A 23,749-nucleotide genomic window follows, 5' to 3' on the forward strand; every position below is an offset into this window, starting at 1 on the left:
TTTTGCAGGAAAGATAATTGGCACTGAAGATTATAAAATGGTTAATGGTCAGCTACAAAAGCTGAACTCTATTCTATTTGAAGTAATCGATGAGGATGAGAATCACATTCAACAGAAATGGCACAATGCTCATGGAGAATTTATTTATTCAACTGAATCAAGTGATAAGTTCGAGCTTAGGTTTGTGAAGCCAAATGGTGAAATAGTTGATTATGATAATCTTCATGAGTTCCTGAAAGTTTATAAACCTGTCGAATTTGGTGAAATTAGAAATGATTATTTAAACCAAATCGTTAAAGAAAACACCTAAATCCAGAAAAAGCTCCTAGGGGCTTTTATAATGATTTGATTCAAGTCCTTCACTAAATTATTCACACGTAGAAATAAGTAAATTATGAAAATGATAATAATTGTTCTACCACTACTGAAACTAAGTAATGAAAAGACAAGGAACCTTCCCCAAAAGCTGTTGTTCACTCAGGATAAGGATCATAATAATGATTAAAGCTACTATTATGGAGCCATCAAGACCGTTATTAAAGACAATATGCTTTACAGATTCTTTAGGAGGATGTTTTCGTATTGCTTATTTTGATAAAAATGGGGTGCCTGTTTTAGAGAGATGGGATGAAGTTCATTTAGATAAATCGAGAATTCAATCAACTTCTATATTGGTAGGTGCTGATTATAAATTAGTGGCATATAGAACGCATTTATGGAATTCACAAAATAAACCTTTAGGAAGTGAAGATTACAAACTAGTAGATGATGAATTTCAGCTAATTAATAGGTGTGTAATCGAGATTTATAGTCCGAATGATCCAATCAGACGGAAAGATATCTGGTATGACTCGAATAACAATCCACGTTATATGTGTATAGAGGAAAATGATAATTTCAAAATTTACACACCAGATGGACAAGAAATTGATGTTGAGGGTTATGGAGTGTTTTTTTATGAAAATCTCAAAGACTTTGAAACCATTGATGAAATTGTGCAGCAGATTTTGAAGGCAGCAACTGAAAAACTATTAGCTGGATAGTTTAGTAATTAAAGCTTGTATTAATGAATATCCCCATAATTTGATGGGGGTTTTTACAACATAGCTTGATAGTAAGCAGGTGGCTTAGAAAAATTTAACCATTTATATAGAGAGCATTTTAGCTATGAATTACCAAACAGGGGAAATGATTGACCTTGATGATTATGTTGAACTAAGTGGAGATATGACAGGAATTATTGTTATTATTGTTGAAGACTCTAAATACTCAAAATCATATCCTAAAGAGGAATGGGGTTATTTAGAGCGTGGATTGTTGATTTTATCTAATCAAGCGGGATTAATTCACATTCCTGAAATATCAGGCAATATAAAATTGATATCTAAAGAAAAATAGTTTCCAAATTCAATAATGTTAGCATTTTTATTGCTATAATTTTAGTCGTTTTTTAAATTGTGTGTCATTAATAACTATTGGTTTATATAATGAAAAAGTTTTTATTATTAGGGGCTATTTCATTTTTATTATCTATGAGTGTTTTTGCACGTGATACTAATTCAATGAGAACTATAACCGAAGCTATTTTCATTGGTGATACATAGGAAATATTAATCAGAAAAATGGGAAAAAAAAGCTAAGATATTTTGTTTATAAAGATAGAAATTTTTTTGTGAAACTACATATTATAAGTAGGATATTGATATGCAAGAGTACAAAGTATATTTGTTTAGAGGTAAAATATTCAAAATTGATGTGAAGAATAAGTGAGAGTAAAAATATGGCTGGTCAAGTTATTGAATGTATTGTATGTGGAAGTAATAATGTAAAACTTTTTATACCAATACAAAAAAGTGCCTATGCAAAAACAGCATGCTCCAATAATTGTGCGTGATGCATTTCAAAATAACTCTAACCATTTATCTAATATCGAGAGTAATGTTGAATTAAAATCATGCCATTTTTGAGCTGAATCCATCCGAATTTCAGCTATCAAATGTAAGTACTGCGGAAGTATGCTAGAAAAGTAGAATACTCTCCAAACGTTCTAATTGTAATTAAGCCCGAAAATGAATCGGGTTTTTTATTATCTAAATTTACAGTTTAGCCACGTAAATATGTCCATTACCGCATGTTTACGTGGCTTTTTTTATTCGGCGATGAGGCTTCTTATGTCTAAAGAATTAGTATTTAAAGTTGTTCCTGAAGCTGATACAAAAGACTATATATCTAATATTCAGCAGTCAGAAGATACCACTAAAGCAATATTCAAAGCGATCAAACAAGAAGCTGAAAAACTACGTCAAGCTTCAGCGGAAACCGCTAAGCAGATCGGTGAAATTGTGCCTGAAAGCACAACTAAAATGGCAAGTGCCCTGACTCAAAACTTAAATAATGCTACAACCACAATTCAAAATGCAGGTACTAATGCGGGTCAAACTGCCAAGAATTTTGAAGAGTTTGGTCGAGTAACTGAAGCTCAACAGGCTGCAGCATCTGCTACGCTTGAGACTAAAAAGCAAGAGCAATCTTTTAAGAATGCAATCGAAACTGGGCAAGCTCTAGGTGTCGATGTTGAGCAAGTTACAAATAAGATTTCAACGGGCTTTAGTGATAGTTCTGGAAAAATTAAGGCTTTTATTGAACAGTTGAAAATTGCAGGTATTGATGGTGAGAAATCAGCAGATTTGATTTACCTAGCATGGCAAAAGTGGTTATGGGGGCAATAATTACCGTTGTAGTTGCATTGGGTTACTTGGTCGTAATTATGACGAGAATATCGTGCTCACGTAGTGAATGGGTAGTTAGTCTTGTTTCAACAGTAATTGGTAGTATCGAGGCAGGAGGATTTATTATCCAGCATTTCTCTATGCACGATTACGCAACAACATGGGCGGGGATGTGTGCAATCGGGGTATTTTCTTTGCAACTGGTTTGCCGTTTTGGGCCATCATCAGATGGACATTTAACTATGTTAATGCCCGTGAGGGCTCAACCATTTTAGATGTGGCCAAAGAGTTTAAAGACTTCAAAGACAATTTTTAATAGATTCGGTTAAAACTGGATTATTTATGCTATAAATCCTTCATATGAATGGGGGATTTATAAATGAAATACATATATTTAATATTGAGAGAATTTTTTTATATGAAAAAATTCATTTTGGCTTGTGGGTTGATTATTCCATCAATATCTTTTGGAGCTGACTGGGGATATGTTGTATCAACTGACGACACAAGTTACTGGATAGATAAGGAATTTTATAAATATGATTTTAAAAATAATAAAGTAGATATTTGGGTGAAATCAGTATCAAAAAAATCTAATGAGATGAAGTTTTATACGAAATCAAAATTGCTTAATAGATATTCATGTATCAATAAAGAATATAGAAATATTGCGTATAGTGAATATACAGAGGACAACAAAGTAACATATTCGGCATCTGTTCCAGAAGAAAATATTCGAGTAATATTTCCTGAGACTATTGCAGAAGAATTGTGGAAAGTTGCATGTAAGACAAAAGGAAAGGGGCTTAAATTCACCAAGTATCAACAACAAATAGTTGATGTTTCAACATTAGAAGTTCAATAAAAATGCCTGAATAAGGAAACTTATTTTCAACACTATAAAAAGCTAAGTACATGAAAAAAATATTACTAATTTGTCTTGTAATAACAATCTTTGTAGGCTGTCAAAAGCAACCCGAAAAAGTAAGTGAGTCTGTTGAGAAATCTGTTGCAGAATCTGATAAGAAAATTGGCGAGTTCTTAGATATTCTTGACGATTCAAACGCCAATAAAGGACTTCAACGCAAAGTGCTTTGTACAGATTATCCGAAATTATACGAGCATGAATATTTGCCAGCATTATTGAAACTTTCAAATGCTGAACCAAAAGATAAATTGATGAATGATCTTAAAATTACAACTGACTACTATAGTGAAAAACTAAATATCACTTGTGATTGAGAATATTCAATTCTTATGAAGCCCGCCAAGTGCGGGTTTTTTTATATCTACGAACCGACCTATTGGTCGTTTTTTACGTCTAGAGGAAAGTGAATGCAAAATTATTTTAAATATGTAATAGATTGGTTAGATGCACATAATCTGACAGTGGTCGCTGTAATTCTATCCGTTATTTTAGCGATGGTAAGATCATTACCTATACAGCTTTCAATTTTTGTGGGTGGTATTGTGGGCTTTAAAGGCACACTTTTGGTAGATCGAATGATTAGTAAAAAAGTAGGTGAGGAATCATGAAGGCGATCATTGATTATTTACGTAAAATCAGTGGTGGAAAACTGACTCAAAAACAAGTCGATGCCACTGATAAATTAATAAATGTTGCTACAGCCTATGATGTTGCCGATATGCTTGGAATAGCAATTGATTCTGACATGAGTGTAAGTTCAGTCGGTATTCAACTTATCACCAGTTTTGAAGATCTAAAATTGGAAGCTTATGACGATGGTGTAGGCGTTTGGACGATTGGTTATGGGACAACGATTTACCCAAATGGTGTTGCTGTAAAGAAAGGCAATAGTTGTACCTTAGAACAAGCAAAGTCCTTTTTTCAACATGATTTGAGGCGCTTTCAAACAGCTGTAAATGATGCTGTGAATATTCCACTCTCACAAAATCAATTCGATGCACTGGTTTCTTTAGCTTATAACATCGGGACGAATGCTTTTAAAACGTCGATCTTAGTGAAGTATCTGAATGCTTTAGATTATAAAGCCGCAGCGGATCAATTTCTGGTATGGAATAAAGCGGGCGGTAGTGTGTTGAATGGTTTGGTTCGCCGCCGTGAAGCAGAGAGAGCATTATTTTTAAAGAAATAATTTAAATGAAAGCTTAATTTCATTATTAAGCTTAAGCATTTTCTACTATTTATGTGATTAAAATTCACTCTATTTTCTTGGTTTATTTAATAATTGAAGTATTATCTAAATAAATAATATTTTATAAGGGGAAAATAATGTTAAAAAAAATAATTTTAATCACTATTTCTATTGCGGTAAGTGGTTGCTCACTCATTGCTCCTGAAAGATTAGATAAGTACTGGTGTAATGAACCATATTTGAAAGAAAACTCTAAACAATTTGGGCCAGATGAACTAGTAGCAGCCCGTAAAGGTTATATGTATGTGACAGCTGCGGCTTTGGCACTACAAGGAAATAATGAAGAAGATAAAAATCATTGGATCGAAATTCCGAAAAGATTAGAGCCTATTCAATTGCAATCAATAGATAAAAATCAGCCATACAAAATTAAAGGTCCGAAAGGTTTTGAAGCACGGGCATTTTTATTACACGATAAAAAACAGCCTGATCAAATTGAAGCTTTAGTTATTGCTTATACTGGTTCTCAAATGGATGATTTTAAGAATGATTGGTATTTAGCAGATTTTAAAGGTGATATGTCTCAATATAATCAAGCCCGTGAATTGCTTAAGACTCTTTCAACTCAATATCCGCATGTTCATAAAATAGTTGTAACTGGCTTTTCCTTAGGTGGGGCACTTGCTGCACATGTTGCCTTACATCCAGATACTTCTAAATATGTATCTGAAGTGTGGACATTTAATCCAAGTGGTCGTATTCATGACTTACGTACAAAAGCTGAAAAGCGTGCGATGGCGAATTCTAAAGAAAGAGATCCACGATTTTGGTTAGTAGCAAATTATTCAGAGGCTGTAAGATATACAAGAAGTTTAACAGCGCATTATATTTTTGGTTTCGACTGGATTCCTGCACCTAAAGACCAGTTTGTCAATAAAGTCGAATTATATAAAACTAACCCAATTCAAGGGCATTTTAGATATATTTTATTCCGTGATTTAATGTGGGCTGCTGAGTTAGATGCTCGTATTAATAAAGCTGAATACAATGAGCCTTTGGAAATTTTAAGGAAAACTCATTTTAGTGCTTGTAAACTACAATAAGAGTGAAGATGAAATGCTCACTTTCTCTATATGGATTGTGAGCATAGACTTAGATTTCAGTCACCAAAAAGTGAATGTGGTTTCCAAGTAGAATTAACTAACTCATATGTTTCTTTACTGCTATATATATTTCCATCTTGACCATTGTAAGTATACGTAATTTCAGCAATATCAGAGCTAGGTTTTACTCTTTCATAACTAATTGAATAGAAAATAGGTTCTACCCAATTATATTCTTTTGTATGTGAAACCATTCGTTTTTTAGCAAGTAGCTCAATTGCTGCAATTTCTATCGCAGATGGATTAAATGAGATTTAATTTCCTTGTTAATAATTAGAAAAATGAATACTAAAAAACTAATGTACTTGTTTTTTATCAAAATTAGAACTCAAATACACTACATTTTTTGGTTCAACTAAAGAAACATTTTTCTTTACATCTATTACTGCACAAAGATTGATACCACACCGAATGACGTGAAGATCTTGCAAAGTTTTATCAGATTTCAGTGTTACTTTGGGTAGAGACGTTGGATTTTCTAATACTAGATTAGCAGCTTTTGATGCCCTAATATCAATTGCTGCAAATGAAAGGAAGCTAACAATAATTATAAGAGTTACTGTCATCATGCAAAAGCTGGTATGGACTCTAGATTCAATCAATTCTTGTTTAATAGAGGAGTTATGTATAGGAGGGATATGTTCAGCTTTCTTTTTCAGTAAGGATAATTTAAATGGAATTTTTATATCAAAGTAAGAAAACAAATACTGGATATAAAAAATAATAAGCAAAAAAATTAGCAGTAAGCCAATTGGTTCAGCACAATTCAAAAATCCCCAATTAATTTTATCTGCGGCAGAAAAATTAAGTACTACAGGATCAATCAGGAATACAGCCATATAAGCTGCCAAGTAATTTTTTCCGCAGGCGTAAAAAAATACTGTAAATAAAGAAACGATAATTGCAGTATCCAACGAAAAATTAAACTTCATGTTCTTTCCTTATTATTTCTTGTTCGGGCAATTCTTGCCATTTCCACCCGGTAAACAATTATCTTAATTGTATTTGTAAAAGCCCTCATAAGAGGGCTTTGTTCATAGGTTAGTTTTCGAAACATACTTTAACTATTCTTATCTTTTTTAGATCATTACACCATCTTGTTCAATTTTTTCTGCAGCTTTCCAACTTGGTAGTGAGCTCAAATGTTCGACATAGTTTTTGATATGGGGATATTTTTCACCTTGTTTCATATGATGAATTAACCCGTGAAGTGCAAATCCCATCATAAAGTCAGCGCCAGTTAAACGATCGTCCACCAGAAATAATTTATCTTTTAAATAATCATTTAAATAACCAAAAACTTTATCAAACTCAATTTGAGTGTAGTTTTCTAGAAATACTAATTTTGTGCCGTGTTTAGTTTCTATTTGATTAAACGTTTTTAATAAAAATGGCACCATCGCTGAGCTTTCTGCGAAGTGAATCCATTGTAGGTAATCTGCATAAGTAGCATCATTTGTATCTGGTGCTAGATGTGGTGCAAGTCTTTGAATTAGCAACTCTACTATAGCTCCTGATTCTGCAATGACTTTACCTTGCCATTCAATCACAGGAGATTTTCCTAGAGGGTGAATGTTTTTTAGTGACTCAGGTGCCAAATGAGTTTTTTTGTCACGGTAATAGCGTTGCAATTGATACGGTTGTTTGATTTCTTCTAGTAACCACAAAATGCGGAAAGAGCGTGATTGGTCTAAGTGATGCAATGTAATCATGATGATTCCTGTCTTCAAAACTTAATGGGAAATTTCCCCAATTTTTCGGTTTCAAATATACCCTTAAGTCAACTGATAGTGCTGTTTAACTACTTATAAATAACATCCAACTGGTATAGAAAATGTGAATAATAAGATGTTCTTCAACGTTTGGAGTTGTAAGTCAGGACAGAGCGAAACCTTATTCAAAATTTATTATTTCTTGTTCGGGCAATTATTGCCGTTTCCACTCGTAAACAATCAGCTTAATTGCATTTATAAAAGCCCTCAATAGAGGGCTTTTACTTTTTTTACGAATAATATGTTAGTTTTGTAAGTATTATCTTTGATGGCAATTTTAATTATTACATGTCGTTATGTGAGTAAATATTTTTTCACAAACAGATTTTGCTGGTTCAGTAAGCTCCCAATCTTCATATGTCATTAATACTTTACATATTTCACAAAAACTAACTTTATCATCAATTGTTCCTGAAGCATCTGAAAATAAACGAGGTGGAGGTGTAACAGAGTTATCTAGACGGATAGTATCATCAATAATTTTTCCAATACCCTCATGACCAATAAAGTTAATTGAAGAACTTAGTTTTTCAATATCAAATTTACTTATATCTCTCGTAAAACCCTTCTGTGTTAATCTGTTTTGTGTATCGGGACTTAATGTAATTTTAGCAGCAGCTCTTTTTACTCCCAGAAATTTTATTAGACATGCTTTGTAAATTATTGAAGCTGATAAAGTATTCTCTATTTCTTTACAAGGTAAGACGTGGACATTCTCATCTTTTAACTCATCTTGCCACTCTTGAAGTCTTTCCGCTTTACCTTCATTATCGCCATCAGCTAAAAGTAAAATATTCTTTGTAATTGCTTTAGCTGTCAAACCTTTACTATTCTCTAAAAACTCTAAAGCTTCCTCTTTTGTTGAATAGTCATCAAGAAAACTCCAGTGTGTGATGTTTCCACCAGCATATTCAATAAATGCATAATGAAAATTGGGCATAAAGCTTTTATATTTCTTGGCATTTTCTTTATTGTTTGGATCAGAACTATTATCAAGGAATTGAATGTATTTTTGCATTAGTTTCGATAAATACATTCGATCTGTTACACCTTCAACCCAAATTGTACAATTGGCTAAATACAGCGATGATGGCCGAACACCTAATGAGCTTAATAATTCATGGTCTTTATCGCAGCGATAAATTTTAAAATCAAATTCTTTAGGATTGCCATCTTTAGGTTGCTTTACGAACTTTTGAATTATGACCTCATCAGATTCATCGACCATATCCAAGAGATAATTTGAGTGCGTCGTAAAAAAATAGTAATGATTGGTTTCATTTAGATAGAAATTCATCAATTGCCGAACCATACCGGCATGCATATTTAATTCAGGCTCTTCGATAAAAAAAGCATGGGTTTGCTTATTTCCATTTTTATCTACATTTTTTATGTAAGCTTCATAAGTTAAAATAATAGCTTGTTGTAAACCATCACCTAACTGAGAAATTGGAAACTGCCTTTCAGAACCAATTTTAATATTTACAACATCTTGATCATGCTTCGGGATGAGTGAAACTGGTTCATTATCAAAGAAGTATTGACTAAGTTTTTCTTCATAACTTTTTATTAAATCACGTTGCTCTGGTTCACCTAATAAATGAGTTTTTAACTCATAGTAGAGGCATTCACCTGTAATGATGTTATGTGTACCAAATTTGCTCTTTTCAGGGAAATAATCTTTTTGAGCACGTTCGATATAAGGTTGTTTGTTTTCTTGCTCAGTTACTGGACGCATACCGCGGAGTATTGGTATATAAAATTTAATATTTTCAAATTCTATATTAGTTTCATAATCATTAACAAAATTTTGAATTTCAATAACTTTACTAGAGAGTTCTTCTGAGTAATCAATTTTTACAGTTGCGAGTTGACCTATTACATTTATATAGTTTTCTTTATATTTGTTTTTAGGGAAAAGAGGAGACAAAATAACACTATTTATAAGCCTTAATACCGAATCATAATTGTCTCTAGAATTCATGTTTCCAATCCAAAAATTACTCCCTGAATTATTTTAAACTAAAGATTTTAACTCATTAAAATGTTCAGTTAAATTTGGAAAAGAAAAGTCCTGTATTGTGTATTTTGAGGCTGAAAATAAATTTCTAACAAATCGACTTTTACCTGAGTTGTTTTTTCCGATAAAAAAATTTAGTTTTTTAATTTCAATTGAAAATGGATGTTCTTGATCAATATCAGAACTATAGTTTTCTAAATTCTCTGCCCAATAATATAATTTATTAGTCATATAAGCCCCAAATAATCTAATTTACATTAATCTTATATCAGTGTGAATAAAAGTAATATTTTATAAAAAGTCATCTCAGTTTTTTAAGGCGAGCTCTGATAGCACCAGAACTTCGCTTTAATAGCTGAGATATTTCCTTAACACTTTTTTCTTCAAATCAATATTTTCAAAAGTAAGAATTTTTAATCCCTAAAATTTTAATTTCTAATAATAAAATGTTAAACAGTATCCATAAAAAGTAAGTAATGATTTACTATTGATCACTTTTTTTATGCAAATTTTCCATATATTCATCAGTGATATGATCTTCTACAGTTAACCATCCAAGACTACCTTCACCATTGTCGACAACATCAATATGATTGTCGCCTTTATAGACAAGAACTTCCTTATTAAAAAACTTTAATGAATTCCAAAAAGAAGAACCACTTAATACTTCAAGAGAAAGATGAATATCATCTCGAAGTTGGCTAAGGTCTTGTGTGTAATCTAGGCTAAGGTTATTTAAAAGCTTGCCATAAACAACACGTTTTTTACCATTTTTTAAATGAAATATCTTAACTTCTGAATGTGGAGGAGTTGAACTTTCATTTCTTAAAAAACTTTCTTCCAGCCTAGTAACAATATCCGCATTCATAGAGCGATTCAGTTCTTTGGCTGACTCTGCAATTTTATCTTTTAGTTCTTGTGGCATTCGAACTTTATATTCGACCCCTAGATGCTTGCTCATATCGATAATCAGTTTTCGGAAATGTTTTAATAATAATACACCCCACTGGGGTGTAAAAACGCCCCGAACAATCTTGGCGGATCACGGGGCGAGTTACCAATTTTCAGCGAGAAAACTGATATGAACAGTCTAACATTCAATACAGTCACATTGCATCCTATACAACAAAATGATGAGCAAGTTTGGATTACATCTACAGAATTGGCTCGTACTTTAGGTTATAAACAGGAAAATGCGGTCAGTAAAATTTTCAACCGTAAAGCAGATGAATTTACTAGCAAAATGACGCAAGTGATAGAAAACCCGCAGCTACCCAATTTGGGTATGCGGATTTTTTCACTCCGTGGATGTCATTTGATTGCTATGTTTGCCCGTACACCTGTCGCAAAAGAATTCCGAAAATGGGTTTTAGATATTTTGGATAGGGAAGTCCAACCTACGACCAAGAATCATAAAACAGAACGTGTGGTTTTAAACGATGCTGTGAATATGCTGGTGGCAAAGTCTCAACATCTTAATTTTTCAGATGCCTACAAACTCGTTCACCAATGTTTTAACGTAAAAGGTATAGATGAGATCTCAGTTGATCAAATTCCTTTAGCAGTTGAATACGTCCATCATTTGATTGCTTTGTTTAGCTCAGACAAACAACCAAGCACAATGAATGCCAGAGCAATGGCCGATGCATCTGGTGGCTAACTGGGTGGTGGAGGCAGTTTGGTGCGGCTGTAAGAGGCATTAATCCACACATGGGCTCTGCAATCCATGATCATTTCAATGATGGCGGATTTGTCGCATGGACGTTTATTGAAAAAGAAAAACAGGTGGAGTTAAGAAAGAGCATTGATACACATCCTTAGCGCCAATGGATCGTTATCATTTATTAAATAATCATTCTTAGTCTTGGGATGGCGGGAGTCGAACCCGCGTTCGCAAAAGCTGCTTGTTCAAGCGGCTTTTTACTTTTTAGATTTAAATATTTGCCTTTCAAATCAAACCGCCATTCCATCATTTATCGGAATGGTTCTGCTTATGTTCACCTAAAACTATTTCCTCAATCTTATTCATAGCTGCACGAAGTTTTTTATCACTGATCTGCACATAACCAGCGGTGACATCGTTTTGATCTTCGTTCTTGTGATTTAGTAGTTTTTTAATCGTATATTTCCCATAGTCCAGACTTTCGGCAATAGATCCATAAGTATGGCGTAGATCATGAAATGTAAACTGGATGCCGCAGCTTTTATTGATCTTAGCCCTAACTTTTGAAATGTTTGTTATGTGACCAGATTCAGATTTTGCTGAAGGGAAAACCCAGTCATCAGCAATTTGCTTTCTACGCTTCTTCATCAACTCCCAAAGATAAGCACCCATAGGAAGGGTATGAGGTTCATTATTCTTTGGATCTATTGAAGTTATGTACCCATATTTCAAATCTACAGCAGACCAAGCAAGCGACTCACATTCTTCACGTCTAAAGCCGGTTAGGATTAAAGTGATGAGAAAGTCTTTGTTAGTCTCAAGCAGCTGTCCACGATCCTCAAAATTTAATACAGCATTGATCCAGTCAGGCAGCTTATCTTCATTGATATATGAACTGCGTCTACGGATCTTATTCCATGATTTTTTCGCTGTTAAAGTTTTAACAGGGTTAAGTGGGGGAATGATGGGTTGTTCATCATTATCCAAATAGTGTTCGATCGAAAAATTATAAATAGCTCGAAAGACACGCATACACATATTGGCCTGAGCTTTACTATTAACTGATAGGTCTTTGTGTTTTTCTTGAACCATTGTTCTAGTAATGTCTTTAAGCTTAGTATCCTTCCAGTCTTTTAAATAGCCATTAACCACATCACGGTAATCTTCCAATGTACGCGGTTTTAATGTACGTTCTCCGATATATACCAGATATGCATCATTTAAAGTTGGTTGAGACTTTTCAATATCAAAAACTGATTTGGCGTCTGCAATCTTCTTCTTTTTCTTATCTATAGGTTTTATACCCATCGTCATATCTAAAAGAGCTTCTTGAGCAAGTACTCTTGCTTGAGTCAAGGTTATTTGACCATGAATGCCCAGAGTAGACCGAGTAGACCTGCCATTAACCTTTTTCTCAACGATATAAGTTTTATATGATGTATTTACACGCACAGCAAAGCCAATTAACTCACTATCACGATAAATCGCAGGAATTAATTCGAGTTGATCAATAAATGACTTAGTAAGCTTTACTCTGTTTGCAGACATGAGCTAGAATCCGCTTGTTTCACAACATTTAGCATCATATTACATATTCTTTGCGGTCTACTATAGGTCTACTCAAGAAAAAACTTGTAATTAAAAATGATTTTCGCTAATATTGGATTCAAGCTGAATTGTATAGAATACAAGCAGTTATAAAGTATAGGGCCTATAGCTCAGTTGGTTAGAGCAGCGGACTCATAATCCGTTGGTCGACAGTTCAAGTCTGTCTGGGCCCACCATTTATCAAACCTCGTAACTACTTGAGTTATGAGGTTTTTTAGTGCCTGTTGATTGTGTTTCTCACTACCTTTGATAGACCGTACTGTGGTCTATCGGTTCGATAATCCGATGGTCTATCTTGTTGACCGCCTACACAGTGCCTACATATATTCTATGATTTACCCCCAGATCGTTTTCCAAGCATTGTGTCTTGCCATGCGATTTAGGCATGTCGATGAATCCATGCTCTTAATGTCATCGCATCGTAAAATGCATGGGAAAACATGATGTGTATGGGGGAATTGTGAGATTGCTTAGATTTCTCAGTTGGGGCAGGAGTTCTAGGGGAAATTACTGAATGGCGTGGGGGAGTTTTGCTTGTAGAGAACATATCTGTCAGCTTTGCCATTCAGTCTTGTATTAGTTGATATATGCCTTTAGTCCATCCATCAATTCACTTTGCAAGCTATCAGGACTGACCACATGAATATGTGGCATCCAGTAACGAATTAGTGAAAGAAGCTGTAGTGAACTGACATACTGACTACTAATGAGCAAAGCCCCATTATCCATTTCTTTGACAATTTGTTGATGAGGTAATAGGCTTCGCTGCCTAAAATGATCTGCAACTTCGGCACTGATGGTTAAAATGGCTTCCTGTTTGTCCTGTCCAAACCAGATACTTTCTTCTGCTTCTAATTGAGTCAATATTTCTTTGCTATGTTGGAAAATATGTTGATCGCTGTGAACAACAACGTCTTTGACAAAGCTGAGACGGTAGGCTTTCAACTTCTCATCTTTGACTGCTGCCAAATACCAACAGCTACGATGATTGATGAGCTTATAGGGTTCAAGTAGATGATAGCGACCCTTATAATACAGTGTGACTTTGTGTCGATTTAGAATTGCAGGTTCAAGTTGCTCAAATAGAGCTTTGAACTTTGTGCCATCTTCATTGAATTGCCCTTTGCTTTCGTATACAGATTTTGCATTTTCATTGAGTATTCGACGCAAAAATTGTCTATCCATGTTGGGAAATAGGTCAGAAACACCTGAAAGCATTGAAAAATGACGAATATCATTATCATCTAACTGCCCGAAATAATCATCTGGGAGGGCATAAAGTCCTTTCTCATTCAGTCCTAGCATCGGTAATGCGATCATCAAGCGTTCATTAATATCACGTTGGATGGTACGTCTACAGACTTCATATTTATCTGCAAGCCGTTTGGTATCCAACGCTTTACCCTCATTTAGTTGGCATAGCATATCAGTAATACGTATTGCTAGTTTTACATGCTCATTTTCATTATCTGTCATTTGATTTGTCCAAAAATGAATTTTCCTATATCTATGGTATCTACATAGATAGACAGGTGATGTCGCTATCCATAAAAATCATGCCATATCCCTCTGAAAGCTATTAATTGATTCTTTTTCCCATTGTCCTATTTGCAACGACATCACCTGTCTATCCTTCCTGTTAGTCTTTAAATATCAGTAACAAGATGACTTTATGAATACCAAATTTCATTCATAAAGTAGAAAATAACTGTACCTTTATTAGGTACAAGTTGTTATGATTTTTATGACTAAAAATACAATTACCTAGTTTGGTTGGAGAGTCAATCCATCATTATACAAGGAGAAAACAATGGCACATTATGAAAACCAATCTGACATGTTTATGAAAAGAGCTGAAAGCTGCAAAAAGAACGGAGATCGCTTTTATGCTCAAGCAAAGCAAGCAAGTAATAAAGACCAATACAACCAGTTGATGGCTCAAGCTCAAGCCCATTATCAAAGTCAAAAAGAGAATGAAGCCAAAGCACATTCTGGTAAAAATTTTAAGTAATTCGATAGTTTAAAAACCAATCCGTCAAACATTATTTAGGAAAAGGTAATTTTATGAGTAACTTGGAAAAAGTTGTAAAAGCATCAGCAGATCTGACATCAGGATTAGTCACAAGAACGACACAGAAGAATTCAGATGGAAGTACAACGACAACAACTGAAGTAGAACCAAGTAAAGGTGGAGCTATTAAAGGTGCAATAGCAGGTATGGCCGTAGGTTCAATGATTCCTGTTGTTGGCACAGCAATAGGTGGAGTTGTTGGGGGACTAATAGGTGGTATTTTTGGACCATCAGATAAAAGTGATAAATCTCATCAGAATAATAATGAGTAATATTGCATCAGATAGCCAGAATGGGTCGAGATATGATTTCTTCTCATTCTGACAATCACTTGTGTAATTAAGGAAGTTTTGCTCACATATTATTTTCATGGTCTATAACCAAGGGAGTGACCATGAAAAAATTCTGCTTAGTATTTCGTATTGTTTCGGGTTTTTCTAGCGTGCAATTAAATCCATTCTATAAATCCAGTGCGAAGATCATTTATAAAATCGTAGACAGGTTTGTAGAAAATATTCCATATTTTTCAAGCTCTTTAGTCATCAAGTAAGGAGTAGTAAATATATGGAAGTTTTACAGCAATGGCTGATAGAGCAGCGTGAAAAAAGAAAATTAACGATTCAGCAGCTCGCACAAAATTTGAATAAACCTGTTTCATATATACAAGACATTGAGCAGGGACAACATATTTTAGAGATCACTGAATTTTTACGATATTGCCGTGCTTTGAATGTTGATCACAATCTCGCAATTGAGATTATTCAAGATGAATTGCAAAAACAATCTTAGCCCTTTGCTTTCTTGATTTCTTCTTGAATTAAATCCAAGCCTGTCTGAGGATTAATTCCAAGCGTATTGCAATACCAAACATATTCCACAATATCCAAACGTCTTTCACCTTGTTCGACTTTTTGTATGTACGAATGAGGCTTGTCCATGCGTTCAGCCAAGCTACGCATAGAAAGATGGTGTAATTTGCGTTCACTCTTGAGCCAATGGATCAGAGTTCGCATCTCGTCAGTATAAATACTATTTGTCATGTACCTATTTTGAATACATTAAATAATGTACCCAAAATAGATACATATAGTACCTAAATTGGGTACTATTCCTAAACAATTCTAACCAACCGCTATGTAGGAGAAATGTCATGGGGTTTATGAACAACCTAGCTGCAAGTGTGCTTTCAATTGCAGCTAATTCAAGTGATCCTGAAATACAGCAATCAGCAGAATCATTAAATAATTTACGTGTTGCCACTATTGGCTATACGGATAATGAAAAACAGCAGATTGCAGCCGCAGAAGAAGCTAAACGCTTTGAGGAGCAACAGGCAGAAGAGGCTCGTCAAAAAGCCGAAGCTGAAAAACAACGATCAGAGCAAGAACGTCTTACATACTCGCAACCTACGTATAAGCAAAGCCATTTCATAAAGCCTAAAGAATGGAGAGATAGAGGGGAAGGGCTTTCAGCAATTCGTAATAAGGATGGTACTTATAACTATGGTTATAAGGCGAATAGTCTTTTAACATTCGTAATGAACTGTAAAGATACAAACCAATTCAGTCCTGTATCATTTGGAAAAGAAACTTATAATGCAGAATTTAGTCAGTGTGATGGGCTATATAAAGTTTACACTGCATTTGATAATGGGGTTATACATACTAAAATTTCAAATTTGTTAATAGGTGAATATGTTTTTCATACACCTCTACCATGAAAATTTAGGTAAATAATCATAGTTGTATTTAATTAAATAACTTTGCAGGTGTAATACTATTAGATTGGCATAGATATTATTTTCATGGTGATTCAATCAAGGAGCAAACACCATGAAAAAACATTATCCAGAACTTGAAAAAGTATGTGAGGTTATAGACAACATTCCTCACCCTAAATGTCAAAACTTGGCAAATAGTATCCGTATCTGTAATAGCATTGATGCCAGTCATCAGGAAAAAGCTGCTGCTGTACTGATTGCAGCCTTACAATTTATTTAAATATTGACCTTATTAATAGCCCCCAATGCAGTAACGTGCATTGGGGGTTTTGTATTTATGGAGCATCATCATGCAACCACAACCTCGTATCCATGACAAAGTGGGCTATTGTCTTGTCGAGACTTTGATCTGTAATAAGCTTTCTGAACGTGCCGAAGGGAAACTGCATTATCAAATATGGCAGCATCAAGAAGATAAGTCTTTTGGGATCTCACTTTGCAAGAATGAATCAAGCGGTGGCTTTAGCGCCGAACTCATTCAAGTCACCGACATTTTACAATGTTTGGCAAATCTCAAAGCCACTGAAAAGCCATTTCATGCAACGGCATTCAAATCTCTGTTCTCAGGGAAATCGGCAAATAACCATTGCTTCCTTGCTGCGGTGTTTGTAGATCAGAAACTTGTCCAACCACATCCTATGACCGAAAGATTATTGGAAGTTGATGTTCATTTTGAATTGTGGGTAAACCAATTGGAAGACCTTGTATCAACCGACAAAGAGATCACGCCAACCAAAACCAGTAAAAAACGCCCTGAAAAGGAGATCGAAAATGAAGTACATCAAGCATAAGGATGACATCAAATATGTAATCAACCGTGAAATTGCTTTGGCAATATCCAGTACGATATCTCGACTGGAAACGCAATATGAAGAAGCCTATCAAGCCACCCAACATGGGTGGTTTATTGTATGTGAGCAAGGCAAAGAGTTATTTCAGCCTTTACCAGAACTGTCTTTTAGTCTTTATGAAAAGATCAAAAATGGCGAGGCTGAATATATAGAGGAATTATCGGATTGGTATGAAATCTATATTTTACTCAATGACAATGAGGGCGTTTTGGTGTTCATTCCACGAACATTATTGCCTCAACATTCTTTACCCATGATCTCGAACTGAACGCTGAGTGAGTTACAGCCTAGAGTTTTAGCACACAGCATCAAGGACGGAAAAATGTCAAAGAAACCTTTATTTAAGCTTGGTCAAGTGGTAGCGACTGTAAATGCCTTAACCTTTGCCAATCAGCATCAAATCGACCTACTTGGCTTGTTGCAACTTCATCATATAGGTGATTGGGGAAATCTATGTTCTGAGGATAAAGACAGTAATGAAGAGGCTCTCATTAGTGGCGGACGTATCTTTTCTAGCTATCAATATGAAACGGATAAAATTTGGATCATTACTGAAGCTGATCGAAGTCTAACAACCATCTTATTGCCGATTGATTACTGAATTATCCTATCAGACCACTGTCTTACCTCAAAATAGACCGTAAAGCTTTTTTGGCTTTACGGTTTCTTTTTTGATAGCGAAGTCAGGCATGACGTGATGGATTTTCAAAATAGGGTGGCTTACGTTCTAGTAGTCCGTTGGTAGAGACATTTGAGGGTACAATAAAAACTTGAAAATTGGTGAGACTTATAGATATTATTCTTGAATAGTTGATGCTCAGTCACTATAGGCTTCTGTGCGTTGGTGGGATTGTATAAGAATCTCACTGTGTTTTAAAGTTCACAAGACCCAAAGCCTCACTCTATGGAAACATACAGCTCTGCTCAAACAGACATATTTCTTTAATGAAATGTGAAACGAGAAATGACAATCAATGTCCGAAATGGTTCGGATTTTTGATTTATTTTCGGATGATTATCCTCCCGATTGAGGATAGGGATAGTCAGATGCTGAGTTTTTTCATAGGAGAGATGTTGTGTTCATTCTCAATAAGAGTTGTTTCTTTTTTTACAATTCTTCTTTGCCTAATCAGAAATGTTCTAAACAATCCATTTTACTTTGTAGTTTGGCGTGTTTGATCATTTTTTGCGGACATATTCTTTTTTTGATTATTCATCAAGAAGGGTAAAGAATATGGCTAAACTACCAACATCACTTCAAGAAACTGCTATAACACATTCGATTCGTGGTTTTGAATGTGGTAAAGAATTTGATCTGCGTAAACTGCTGCCTGATTGTCCTGTGTCGGGGATTCGCTTTGTACCGACAGAAGATAAGGTTCGTGCTTTAGCTCGATTAACTTTTGAAAGTAAGAAAATTTCTAAAAGCTTGGGAACATATTCCCATTTAGAATTTGATAGAGAAATTCCCAATCTTATTGAACGGGTACAACTTTATCAGCAAAGAATTGCAAAAGGAGAGCATCCTTTTGATGATCAAGAAACTCTATCTAAAGAAATAACCTTTGGTGATTTTGTTTTATCGACTTATTTACCAACGGCTAAGACTCGTAAAAAGTCCTATAAAGATGATGAATCACGGTTGCGTCATTATTTAATGCCTGCATTGGCAAAACTCACATTTTCAGAGATAAATGCAGGGATATTAAATCAATTATTCACCGAAATCAGTCTGAAGAAACTAAGTCATGCGACACTCAATCGAATCCGTGCATTACTTTCAGCCGTTTATAAAATGGCAATTGATTATGAACTGATTGACACTAATCTTGTCAGTAGAGTCAAAAAGTATAAAGAAAATAATCAGAAAGAGCGTTATTTCAATGACGAAGAATTAAAAGCTTTGGTGACAGTGCTATATGCACCGCATCAATTTGGCATTGATAACTTGGTTATTGTGTCAATTGTCAGATTTCTACTGCTGACAGGCGTACGCAAGCGTGAGGCTATGGATCTTCAATGGTCTCATATTGATCTTAATACTGGCGTATGGCTACTTGGTGAGAATAAATCAGGCAAAGCTCGTCGTATTAATTTGAATAATGATGCACTGATGATTATTCAGAAACTACCAAAGCAATTCGATTATATCTTTGCCAATCCTGAAACAGGGAAGCCGTATAACGATATACGAAAAACGTTCGAGAAGATTATGCGATCTGCCAACATTGGCAATGTGCGTATTCATGATTTACGCCACAACTTCGCAAGTTTGGCTGTCAACAGTGGTCAGAGCCTTTATGTTGTACAGCATCTATTAGGTCATGCTTCTCCGCAGACCACCCAACGTTATGCACATCTACAGGCAAGTACGCTGAAACAGGCTTCTGAAGATGTTGCTGCTGTGATTAGACATCATACTGACGCAGCTTAATACTTAAACATATTCACTTATTTTCTGGGTGTAATTAATAGTTACACCCAAGGAGATTTTATGTCCGAATTACACAAGATTACCCTAAAGCAAAATCAATATTTATCTGATGTATCTCTGCCGATTGAGAAAAATAAATACGCTCTCATTAAGGCAGGGACAGGAATTGGTAAGACTTCAATGGTAATGGAAAAATTATCAAAGAATTTTGACATTATTGTGATGATTATTCCTTCTGTATTAAAAGTGACAGAGCTAGAGCATACCTATGCAAACTCATACGGTAAAATTAACTATCATTTCTACTATGATAAAAATGTACCGACTGAAGTGGATTTTAAAGATAAAACCAAGAAAGTCGTGGTATGTACCTATGATAAGTTAGATGCAGTTGCTGATGTATTATCACACAAACAGTTGGATTCTACTGTATTGGTCGTTGATGAATGCCATAAACTATATTCATCAGGTGATTATCGTGATGAGGCAATCAATAAAGTTGTCTTGAATATCAAACAACGGAAATTCAAAACGGTGTTGTATTTAACCGCTACCTTTACATCGCATTGTTTTGATACTTTGGGACTGCCAGTACTAGATAAAATTTATCAGGTTGATTTGGAACAACTCTCTCTTGAACGTTCAATAGATATGATTTTGTTGCAAAAAGGAGATCAATACAGCTTTATATCATTAATACAGAATCGTCTAAATCTGATGAAAGAAAAAGGTGTTCGTAAGAAAATCATAGTACGCAATAATAATCGGGAAAAATGTGAACGTATTGCTGCTGTTACAGAAAAATATTTTGGTGTAAAAACATTGGTCATTCATAGTAAAAGTAAGAATGACCAAGATGTTAAAGAACTTTTTTCATCTCAATTAATTCCTGAAGACATTGATATTATATTCTCTACGTCCATTATGGATGAAGGAGTCAATATTAATAACCTCGATGGAGACATAGATTCTGTTTTCGTGATTGGAAAACAGGCTCATCCTGAAGAATTAGTCCAGTTTCTAGGTCGGTTGAGAAAAACGACTGTGCCATGTTTTATGGTGCTTCATACGAAAATAGATGAAAACCATCAAATTAATATAGATACGCTCAAGAAAATTTATTTGAACAAGAATAAAAAATATACTACTCGGATGAATAAAATTTCAGAATTATTGGCTGAAATTTTTGATGATTATACATTTGATATGTATGATGAAGAGCGGCAAATCACAAGCATCTATAAGCGTGTGAATTTACTCAATGAGACATTCAATGAATTTTCAGGCGCAAAGCTCTTTACAGTCCATAATGGCAAAGTTGAGCGTAATGCAGCAAGTATTGCTGCCAATTACTATCGTATGGATAAAGCAAATTGCTATGCCAATTTTTATTATTTTAAACACCGTATTGAAGAGCTACTGCCGAGCTGTAAAGTCAAATATCGTTTGGATTATTTAACACAAACGCCAAGTTACATCAAAGAATCTCTAAATGAAGAAAAAGAACTGAGTGAAAAAGCTGTCAAGGCAAGTATTCCTATTGCATTTGAAATTTTCTTGTCAAAAATTGATGCAGATGTTCGGGAGGCATTAAGTCTCAAAGAATCTAGGATTCTGTCTGATGATGATTTTTCTGATCAAGAAATGGCTGATGGGGAAGAAAAAGAACCGCTACTCAAAGATTTCGGCTTGGATATTCTCAAGCAGCAGAAAAATGATGATCGTTTTATTGATAAAATGGTTGCAAAGTATGATGTTCCATATCATGCGGCGACTGTCGATATTATAGGAAAGATTGCTCTTCTTTCAACAGTCATTGGCAATCTAAACGACATTTATCACATTATTGAAACTCGGCAATTTGATAAGGTAATGAGGGCATCCAAAGCCTATTCATCAAATATCGTGGTTCAATACTTAGTCAAACGATTCTATCGTTATGCGCCAGAACGTTATCTTCACGGAAAGTATCGCCTGACACCTATAGATGCAGCGAAGTTATTACATGACGCTATTGGAAGCATTAATCAGCAAACAAATATTCCTTTCAAAACCTTTATCAAGGAAAAGCTTATTTCGGGTGTGAAAGTAGACTTAAAAACCAAAGAGGTTGTCATTGACCCCAGTAAGGCTGCTAATTTCATTGCCAAATTTTTTGCAGTGAATGACCGTAATGCCAAAAAGCCTGAATTGCGATATTTGGAGTTCAATGGGATTGTCGTTGGTAATTATCAATACCTATCTATAGCGAAGATACAAGCTCCATATCTGCAAGTGCCAGAAGAATTTCAGTTAGGGGAGCGTATTTTCAATTCGATGACAGGGTTATTTCTCTCAGGATCAGAGACTCCCTTGACATTGGTCTCTCAGTTATTTGATGAGGTCGATGTTTTCGATGATGATATGAACCTCGATCAGACTGCATAATTTGACTTGGCTTTGTACTTTCTGGTCATTTCCATTCGGAGATGACCACATTTCTTTTTTGCTACGCCAAACATCTAGCTAGCGATATGAGTTGCTGGCTAGCAACGCTGTTCAGCGTAGCAAAAAAATTGGTGTAGGCAGAGGGGAAAAATTGAGGGGGTGAAAGATTTGATATTTTCCGTTTGATTTCTTCGATTTTCTGTATTTGGTAGGTGGGGTTTTTCTTTTTTTCATCTATTTTCGGTAGGTGGATATGTTGAAATGGGTACAAATCGGGTGTCGGAAAGCTCAATGGCTGAATGACTACGGTACAATATCCTATTTCCGACTACAGTACAAAGAGGTCACGGTCTCTTGTGGTCTTTGGTAAAATTGTTAATTTTCTTATAGTTACTCAGTACGGTCTATCAGTTTTGCTATGGTAATTTTGTGGTACATCAACGGTCAATCTCAGGAGATGGCTATTATTTTTCTTGAACTTACTGATGGGACTCTCCCAAGAAAACTGATGTAGTAAAACAGTATTTACTTAATTTTCTTCAAGTTACGAAAAATGGAATGGTCTTATTGAATTTGTTCAGCTTTCATCTTTTTGGTATATTCAACACATTGTTTTATATAGGTAAAATATCTTTGTTACCTCTTACTCATAATCCGTTGGTCCCGTGTTCAAGTCACGGTGGGCCCACCATATATCGAACCCTCTAAACAATGAGTTTAGAGGGTTTTTCAATGGGGAAAATAAGAAAAAAAATTTAGACCAACGGTCTATTTGATGGTCCATCAGTTCAAAAATCCGATGGTCTAATATATTTCATTATTCTAATTAACCCGAATCGTGGATAAAAAATTGACTTGAAAAATAAAAGAACTAGAGCCATCAGTTGAGTTACCAAACCTAAAGCTCTAGTCCTAATGTTCAATAGTACCGAATTATTCTGTGTAATCGATGATTTCTTTCTTAAATTTGAATCAACTTATTGGAAGTTTCTCAAACAAATCCGCTACTCTTTAAGAATCAGAACTGCACAGCTGACCATCTCGGAAATTAGCTTTATCGCCATTTGGTATAAGTGTTCTCACTTCAGTAATTTCAAAGCCTTTTTCACATGGT

General features: G+C 34.8%; 27 protein-coding genes, 1 tRNA gene and 3 pseudogenes. 23 read left to right on the forward strand and 8 right to left on the reverse strand.

What is annotated here, in order from left to right; translation table 11 throughout:
• Positions 1-37: 37 nt before the first annotated feature.
• From C502_RS0116635 to C502_RS0116680, 10 genes and pseudogenes are all read left to right on the forward strand, one after another.
• Positions 38-310 carry a hypothetical protein gene (locus C502_RS0116635; RefSeq protein ID WP_018679920.1) on the forward strand — a complete coding sequence of 91 codons (273 nt, stop codon included), beginning with the start codon at positions 38-40 and terminating at the stop codon, positions 308-310.
• A gap of 187 nt (positions 311-497) precedes the next feature.
• A complete protein-coding gene (locus C502_RS18655; RefSeq protein ID WP_018679921.1) occupies positions 498-1,043 on the forward strand; it encodes a hypothetical protein in 546 nt (181 codons plus the stop codon).
• Positions 1,044-1,167: 124 nt separating this feature from the next.
• Positions 1,168-1,398: a hypothetical protein gene (locus C502_RS0116645; RefSeq protein WP_018679922.1), complete on the forward strand. Its 231-nt coding sequence runs from the start codon at positions 1,168-1,170 to the stop codon at positions 1,396-1,398.
• A 773-nt stretch (positions 1,399-2,171) separates the two neighbouring features.
• Positions 2,172-2,729: a hypothetical protein gene (locus tag C502_RS19380; RefSeq protein ID WP_018679923.1), complete on the forward strand. Its 558-nt coding sequence runs from the start codon at positions 2,172-2,174 to the stop codon at positions 2,727-2,729.
• Positions 2,702-3,045: pseudogene (locus tag C502_RS18470) on the forward strand (hypothetical protein). The gene C502_RS19380 and the pseudogene C502_RS18470 overlap by 28 nt, the downstream one beginning before the upstream one ends.
• A gap of 102 nt (positions 3,046-3,147) precedes the next feature.
• Positions 3,148-3,594: a surface-adhesin E family protein gene (locus C502_RS0116660; protein WP_154650429.1), complete on the forward strand. Its 447-nt coding sequence runs from the start codon at positions 3,148-3,150 to the stop codon at positions 3,592-3,594.
• 50 nt (positions 3,595-3,644) lie between these two features.
• Entirely contained in the window at positions 3,645-3,971 is a 327-nt protein-coding gene (locus tag C502_RS0116665; RefSeq protein ID WP_018679925.1) for a hypothetical protein, read from the forward strand.
• Positions 3,972-4,064: 93 nt separating this feature from the next.
• Positions 4,065-4,265 (forward strand): hypothetical protein, encoded by a 201-nt coding sequence (locus C502_RS0116670; RefSeq protein WP_018679926.1) that lies wholly within the window; start codon positions 4,065-4,067, stop codon positions 4,263-4,265.
• On the forward strand, positions 4,262-4,846 hold the full coding sequence (locus tag C502_RS0116675) for a lysozyme (protein ID WP_018679927.1): 585 nt from the start codon (positions 4,262-4,264) through the stop codon (positions 4,844-4,846). Before C502_RS0116670 ends, C502_RS0116675 begins: the two co-directional genes overlap by 4 nt.
• Before the next feature lie 137 nt (positions 4,847-4,983).
• Positions 4,984-5,949: a lipase family protein gene (locus C502_RS0116680; protein WP_018679928.1), complete on the forward strand. Its 966-nt coding sequence runs from the start codon at positions 4,984-4,986 to the stop codon at positions 5,947-5,949.
• A gap of 356 nt (positions 5,950-6,305) precedes the next feature.
• Here C502_RS0116680 and C502_RS0116690 read toward each other — a convergent pair whose 3' ends face one another.
• The 5 genes from C502_RS0116690 to C502_RS0116705 all read right to left on the reverse strand — a co-directional run bounded on the left by C502_RS0116690 (position 6,306) and on the right by C502_RS0116705 (position 10,726).
• Positions 6,306-6,941 (reverse strand): hypothetical protein, encoded by a 636-nt coding sequence (locus tag C502_RS0116690; protein WP_018679930.1) that lies wholly within the window; start codon positions 6,939-6,941, stop codon positions 6,306-6,308.
• 147 nt (positions 6,942-7,088) lie between these two features.
• Entirely contained in the window at positions 7,089-7,721 is a 633-nt protein-coding gene (locus C502_RS0116695) for a glutathione S-transferase family protein (protein ID WP_018679931.1), read from the reverse strand.
• Positions 7,722-8,058: 337 nt separating this feature from the next.
• The gene (locus C502_RS18475) at positions 8,059-9,765 is read right to left on the reverse strand and encodes an AAA family ATPase (RefSeq protein ID WP_018679932.1); all 1,707 of its coding nucleotides are present in this window, start codon (positions 9,763-9,765) and stop codon (positions 8,059-8,061) included.
• Positions 9,766-9,798: 33 nt separating this feature from the next.
• Positions 9,799-10,032 carry a hypothetical protein gene (locus C502_RS19775; protein WP_018679933.1) on the reverse strand — a complete coding sequence of 78 codons (234 nt, stop codon included), beginning with the start codon at positions 10,030-10,032 and terminating at the stop codon, positions 9,799-9,801.
• Between the two features lie 253 nt (positions 10,033-10,285).
• Entirely contained in the window at positions 10,286-10,726 is a 441-nt protein-coding gene (locus C502_RS0116705; protein WP_018679934.1) for an Arc family DNA-binding protein, read from the reverse strand.
• A gap of 156 nt (positions 10,727-10,882) precedes the next feature.
• Here C502_RS0116705 and C502_RS18480 point away from each other — a divergent pair.
• Positions 10,883-11,404: pseudogene (locus C502_RS18480) on the forward strand (BRO-N domain-containing protein); the annotation flags it as partial.
• A gap of 366 nt (positions 11,405-11,770) precedes the next feature.
• Here C502_RS18480 and C502_RS0116725 read toward each other — a convergent pair.
• A complete protein-coding gene (locus C502_RS0116725; protein WP_018679938.1) occupies positions 11,771-13,012 on the reverse strand; it encodes a site-specific integrase in 1,242 nt (413 codons plus the stop codon).
• 159 nt (positions 13,013-13,171) lie between these two features.
• Between C502_RS0116725 and C502_RS0116730 the strand changes: the two genes are divergently transcribed.
• A tRNA-Ile gene (locus C502_RS0116730) sits at positions 13,172-13,248 on the forward strand.
• 400 nt (positions 13,249-13,648) lie between these two features.
• Here the strand turns inward: C502_RS0116730 and C502_RS0116735 are convergent.
• The gene (locus tag C502_RS0116735; RefSeq protein ID WP_018679939.1) at positions 13,649-14,548 is read right to left on the reverse strand and encodes a helix-turn-helix transcriptional regulator; all 900 of its coding nucleotides are present in this window, start codon (positions 14,546-14,548) and stop codon (positions 13,649-13,651) included.
• Positions 14,549-14,882: 334 nt separating this feature from the next.
• Here C502_RS0116735 and C502_RS0116740 point away from each other — a divergent pair, with 334 nt between their 5' ends.
• The 3 genes from C502_RS0116740 (at position 14,883) to C502_RS0116750 (ending at position 15,932) form a co-directional block, all read left to right on the forward strand.
• Positions 14,883-15,083, forward strand: coding sequence for a hypothetical protein (locus C502_RS0116740; RefSeq protein WP_018679940.1), 201 nt, complete (start codon positions 14,883-14,885; stop codon positions 15,081-15,083).
• A 53-nt stretch (positions 15,084-15,136) separates the two neighbouring features.
• Positions 15,137-15,415 carry a glycine zipper domain-containing protein gene (locus C502_RS0116745; RefSeq protein WP_018679941.1) on the forward strand — a complete coding sequence of 93 codons (279 nt, stop codon included), beginning with the start codon at positions 15,137-15,139 and terminating at the stop codon, positions 15,413-15,415.
• Between the two features lie 292 nt (positions 15,416-15,707).
• Complete coding sequence (locus C502_RS0116750) at positions 15,708-15,932, forward strand: helix-turn-helix domain-containing protein (protein WP_018679942.1); 225 nt, start codon at positions 15,708-15,710, stop codon at positions 15,930-15,932.
• Here the strand turns inward: C502_RS0116750 and C502_RS0116755 are convergent.
• Positions 15,929-16,183 (reverse strand): helix-turn-helix domain-containing protein, encoded by a 255-nt coding sequence (locus tag C502_RS0116755; protein WP_018679943.1) that lies wholly within the window; start codon positions 16,181-16,183, stop codon positions 15,929-15,931. The two genes, C502_RS0116750 and C502_RS0116755, sit on opposite strands and share 4 nt — an antisense overlap.
• 110 nt (positions 16,184-16,293) lie before the next feature.
• Between C502_RS0116755 and C502_RS0116760 the strand changes: the two genes are divergently transcribed.
• From C502_RS0116760 to C502_RS19025, 8 genes and pseudogenes are all read left to right on the forward strand, one after another.
• Entirely contained in the window at positions 16,294-16,863 is a 570-nt protein-coding gene (locus C502_RS0116760) for a cell envelope integrity protein TolA (protein WP_018679944.1), read from the forward strand.
• A 112-nt stretch (positions 16,864-16,975) separates the two neighbouring features.
• Positions 16,976-17,143, forward strand: a complete 168-nt coding sequence (locus C502_RS19300) for a hypothetical protein (protein WP_004661789.1) — start codon at positions 16,976-16,978, stop codon at positions 17,141-17,143.
• Between the two features lie 70 nt (positions 17,144-17,213).
• Positions 17,214-17,714 (forward strand): hypothetical protein, encoded by a 501-nt coding sequence (locus C502_RS0116770; RefSeq protein ID WP_018679945.1) that lies wholly within the window; start codon positions 17,214-17,216, stop codon positions 17,712-17,714.
• Positions 17,695-18,042, forward strand: a complete 348-nt coding sequence (locus C502_RS0116775) for a hypothetical protein (RefSeq protein WP_018679946.1) — start codon at positions 17,695-17,697, stop codon at positions 18,040-18,042. The genes C502_RS0116770 and C502_RS0116775 overlap by 20 nt, the downstream gene beginning before the upstream one ends.
• Positions 18,043-18,096: 54 nt before the next feature.
• Positions 18,097-18,375 (forward strand): hypothetical protein, encoded by a 279-nt coding sequence (locus C502_RS0116780; protein ID WP_018679947.1) that lies wholly within the window; start codon positions 18,097-18,099, stop codon positions 18,373-18,375.
• Positions 18,376-19,008: 633 nt separating this feature from the next.
• Positions 19,009-20,208: a tyrosine-type recombinase/integrase gene (locus C502_RS0116785; RefSeq protein WP_018679948.1), complete on the forward strand. Its 1,200-nt coding sequence runs from the start codon at positions 19,009-19,011 to the stop codon at positions 20,206-20,208.
• A 60-nt stretch (positions 20,209-20,268) separates the two neighbouring features.
• Positions 20,269-22,635, forward strand: coding sequence for a DEAD/DEAH box helicase (locus C502_RS0116790; protein WP_018679949.1), 2,367 nt, complete (start codon positions 20,269-20,271; stop codon positions 22,633-22,635).
• Positions 22,636-23,550: 915 nt separating this feature from the next.
• Positions 23,551-23,749, forward strand: a pseudogene (locus C502_RS19025) (IS982 family transposase); the annotation flags it as partial.

Origin of the sequence: Acinetobacter tjernbergiae DSM 14971 = CIP 107465 (assembly GCF_000374425.1) — a bacterium.
Lineage (GTDB): Bacteria > Pseudomonadota > Gammaproteobacteria > Pseudomonadales > Moraxellaceae > Acinetobacter > Acinetobacter tjernbergiae.

Bases quoted from the DNA above. Each gene is read 5' to 3' on its own strand.
- C502_RS19775 (WP_018679933.1), bottom strand. From the start codon at position 10,032: ATGACTAATAAATTATATTATTGGGCAGAGAATTTAGAAAACTATAGT.
- C502_RS18475 (WP_018679932.1), bottom strand. From the start codon at position 9,765: ATGAATTCTAGAGACAATTATGATTCGGTATTAAGGCTTATAAATAGT.
- C502_RS0116665 (WP_018679925.1), top strand. From the start codon at position 3,645: ATGAAAAAAATATTACTAATTTGTCTTGTAATAACAATCTTTGTAGGC.
- C502_RS0116750 (WP_018679942.1), top strand. From the start codon at position 15,708: ATGGAAGTTTTACAGCAATGGCTGATAGAGCAGCGTGAAAAAAGAAAA.
- C502_RS0116635 (WP_018679920.1), top strand. From the start codon at position 38: ATGGTTAATGGTCAGCTACAAAAGCTGAACTCTATTCTATTTGAAGTA.
- C502_RS0116755 (WP_018679943.1), bottom strand. From the start codon at position 16,183: ATGACAAATAGTATTTATACTGACGAGATGCGAACTCTGATCCATTGG.
- C502_RS18655 (WP_018679921.1), top strand. From the start codon at position 498: ATGATTAAAGCTACTATTATGGAGCCATCAAGACCGTTATTAAAGACA.
- C502_RS0116645 (WP_018679922.1), top strand. From the start codon at position 1,168: ATGAATTACCAAACAGGGGAAATGATTGACCTTGATGATTATGTTGAA.
- C502_RS0116680 (WP_018679928.1), top strand. From the start codon at position 4,984: ATGTTAAAAAAAATAATTTTAATCACTATTTCTATTGCGGTAAGTGGT.
- C502_RS0116735 (WP_018679939.1), bottom strand. From the start codon at position 14,548: ATGACAGATAATGAAAATGAGCATGTAAAACTAGCAATACGTATTACT.
- C502_RS0116675 (WP_018679927.1), top strand. From the start codon at position 4,262: ATGAAGGCGATCATTGATTATTTACGTAAAATCAGTGGTGGAAAACTG.
- C502_RS0116770 (WP_018679945.1), top strand. From the start codon at position 17,214: ATGCAACCACAACCTCGTATCCATGACAAAGTGGGCTATTGTCTTGTC.
- C502_RS0116785 (WP_018679948.1), top strand. From the start codon at position 19,009: ATGGCTAAACTACCAACATCACTTCAAGAAACTGCTATAACACATTCG.
- C502_RS0116745 (WP_018679941.1), top strand. From the start codon at position 15,137: ATGAGTAACTTGGAAAAAGTTGTAAAAGCATCAGCAGATCTGACATCA.
- C502_RS0116740 (WP_018679940.1), top strand. From the start codon at position 14,883: ATGGCACATTATGAAAACCAATCTGACATGTTTATGAAAAGAGCTGAA.
- C502_RS0116670 (WP_018679926.1), top strand. From the start codon at position 4,065: ATGCAAAATTATTTTAAATATGTAATAGATTGGTTAGATGCACATAAT.
- C502_RS0116790 (WP_018679949.1), top strand. From the start codon at position 20,269: ATGTCCGAATTACACAAGATTACCCTAAAGCAAAATCAATATTTATCT.
- C502_RS0116705 (WP_018679934.1), bottom strand. From the start codon at position 10,726: ATGCCACAAGAACTAAAAGATAAAATTGCAGAGTCAGCCAAAGAACTG.
- C502_RS0116760 (WP_018679944.1), top strand. From the start codon at position 16,294: ATGGGGTTTATGAACAACCTAGCTGCAAGTGTGCTTTCAATTGCAGCT.
- C502_RS0116660 (WP_154650429.1), top strand. From the start codon at position 3,148: ATGAAAAAATTCATTTTGGCTTGTGGGTTGATTATTCCATCAATATCT.
- C502_RS19300 (WP_004661789.1), top strand. From the start codon at position 16,976: ATGAAAAAACATTATCCAGAACTTGAAAAAGTATGTGAGGTTATAGAC.
- C502_RS0116690 (WP_018679930.1), bottom strand. From the start codon at position 6,941: ATGAAGTTTAATTTTTCGTTGGATACTGCAATTATCGTTTCTTTATTT.
- C502_RS0116695 (WP_018679931.1), bottom strand. From the start codon at position 7,721: ATGATTACATTGCATCACTTAGACCAATCACGCTCTTTCCGCATTTTG.
- C502_RS19380 (WP_018679923.1), top strand. From the start codon at position 2,172: ATGTCTAAAGAATTAGTATTTAAAGTTGTTCCTGAAGCTGATACAAAA.
- C502_RS0116775 (WP_018679946.1), top strand. From the start codon at position 17,695: ATGAAGTACATCAAGCATAAGGATGACATCAAATATGTAATCAACCGT.
- C502_RS0116780 (WP_018679947.1), top strand. From the start codon at position 18,097: ATGTCAAAGAAACCTTTATTTAAGCTTGGTCAAGTGGTAGCGACTGTA.
- C502_RS0116725 (WP_018679938.1), bottom strand. From the start codon at position 13,012: ATGTCTGCAAACAGAGTAAAGCTTACTAAGTCATTTATTGATCAACTC.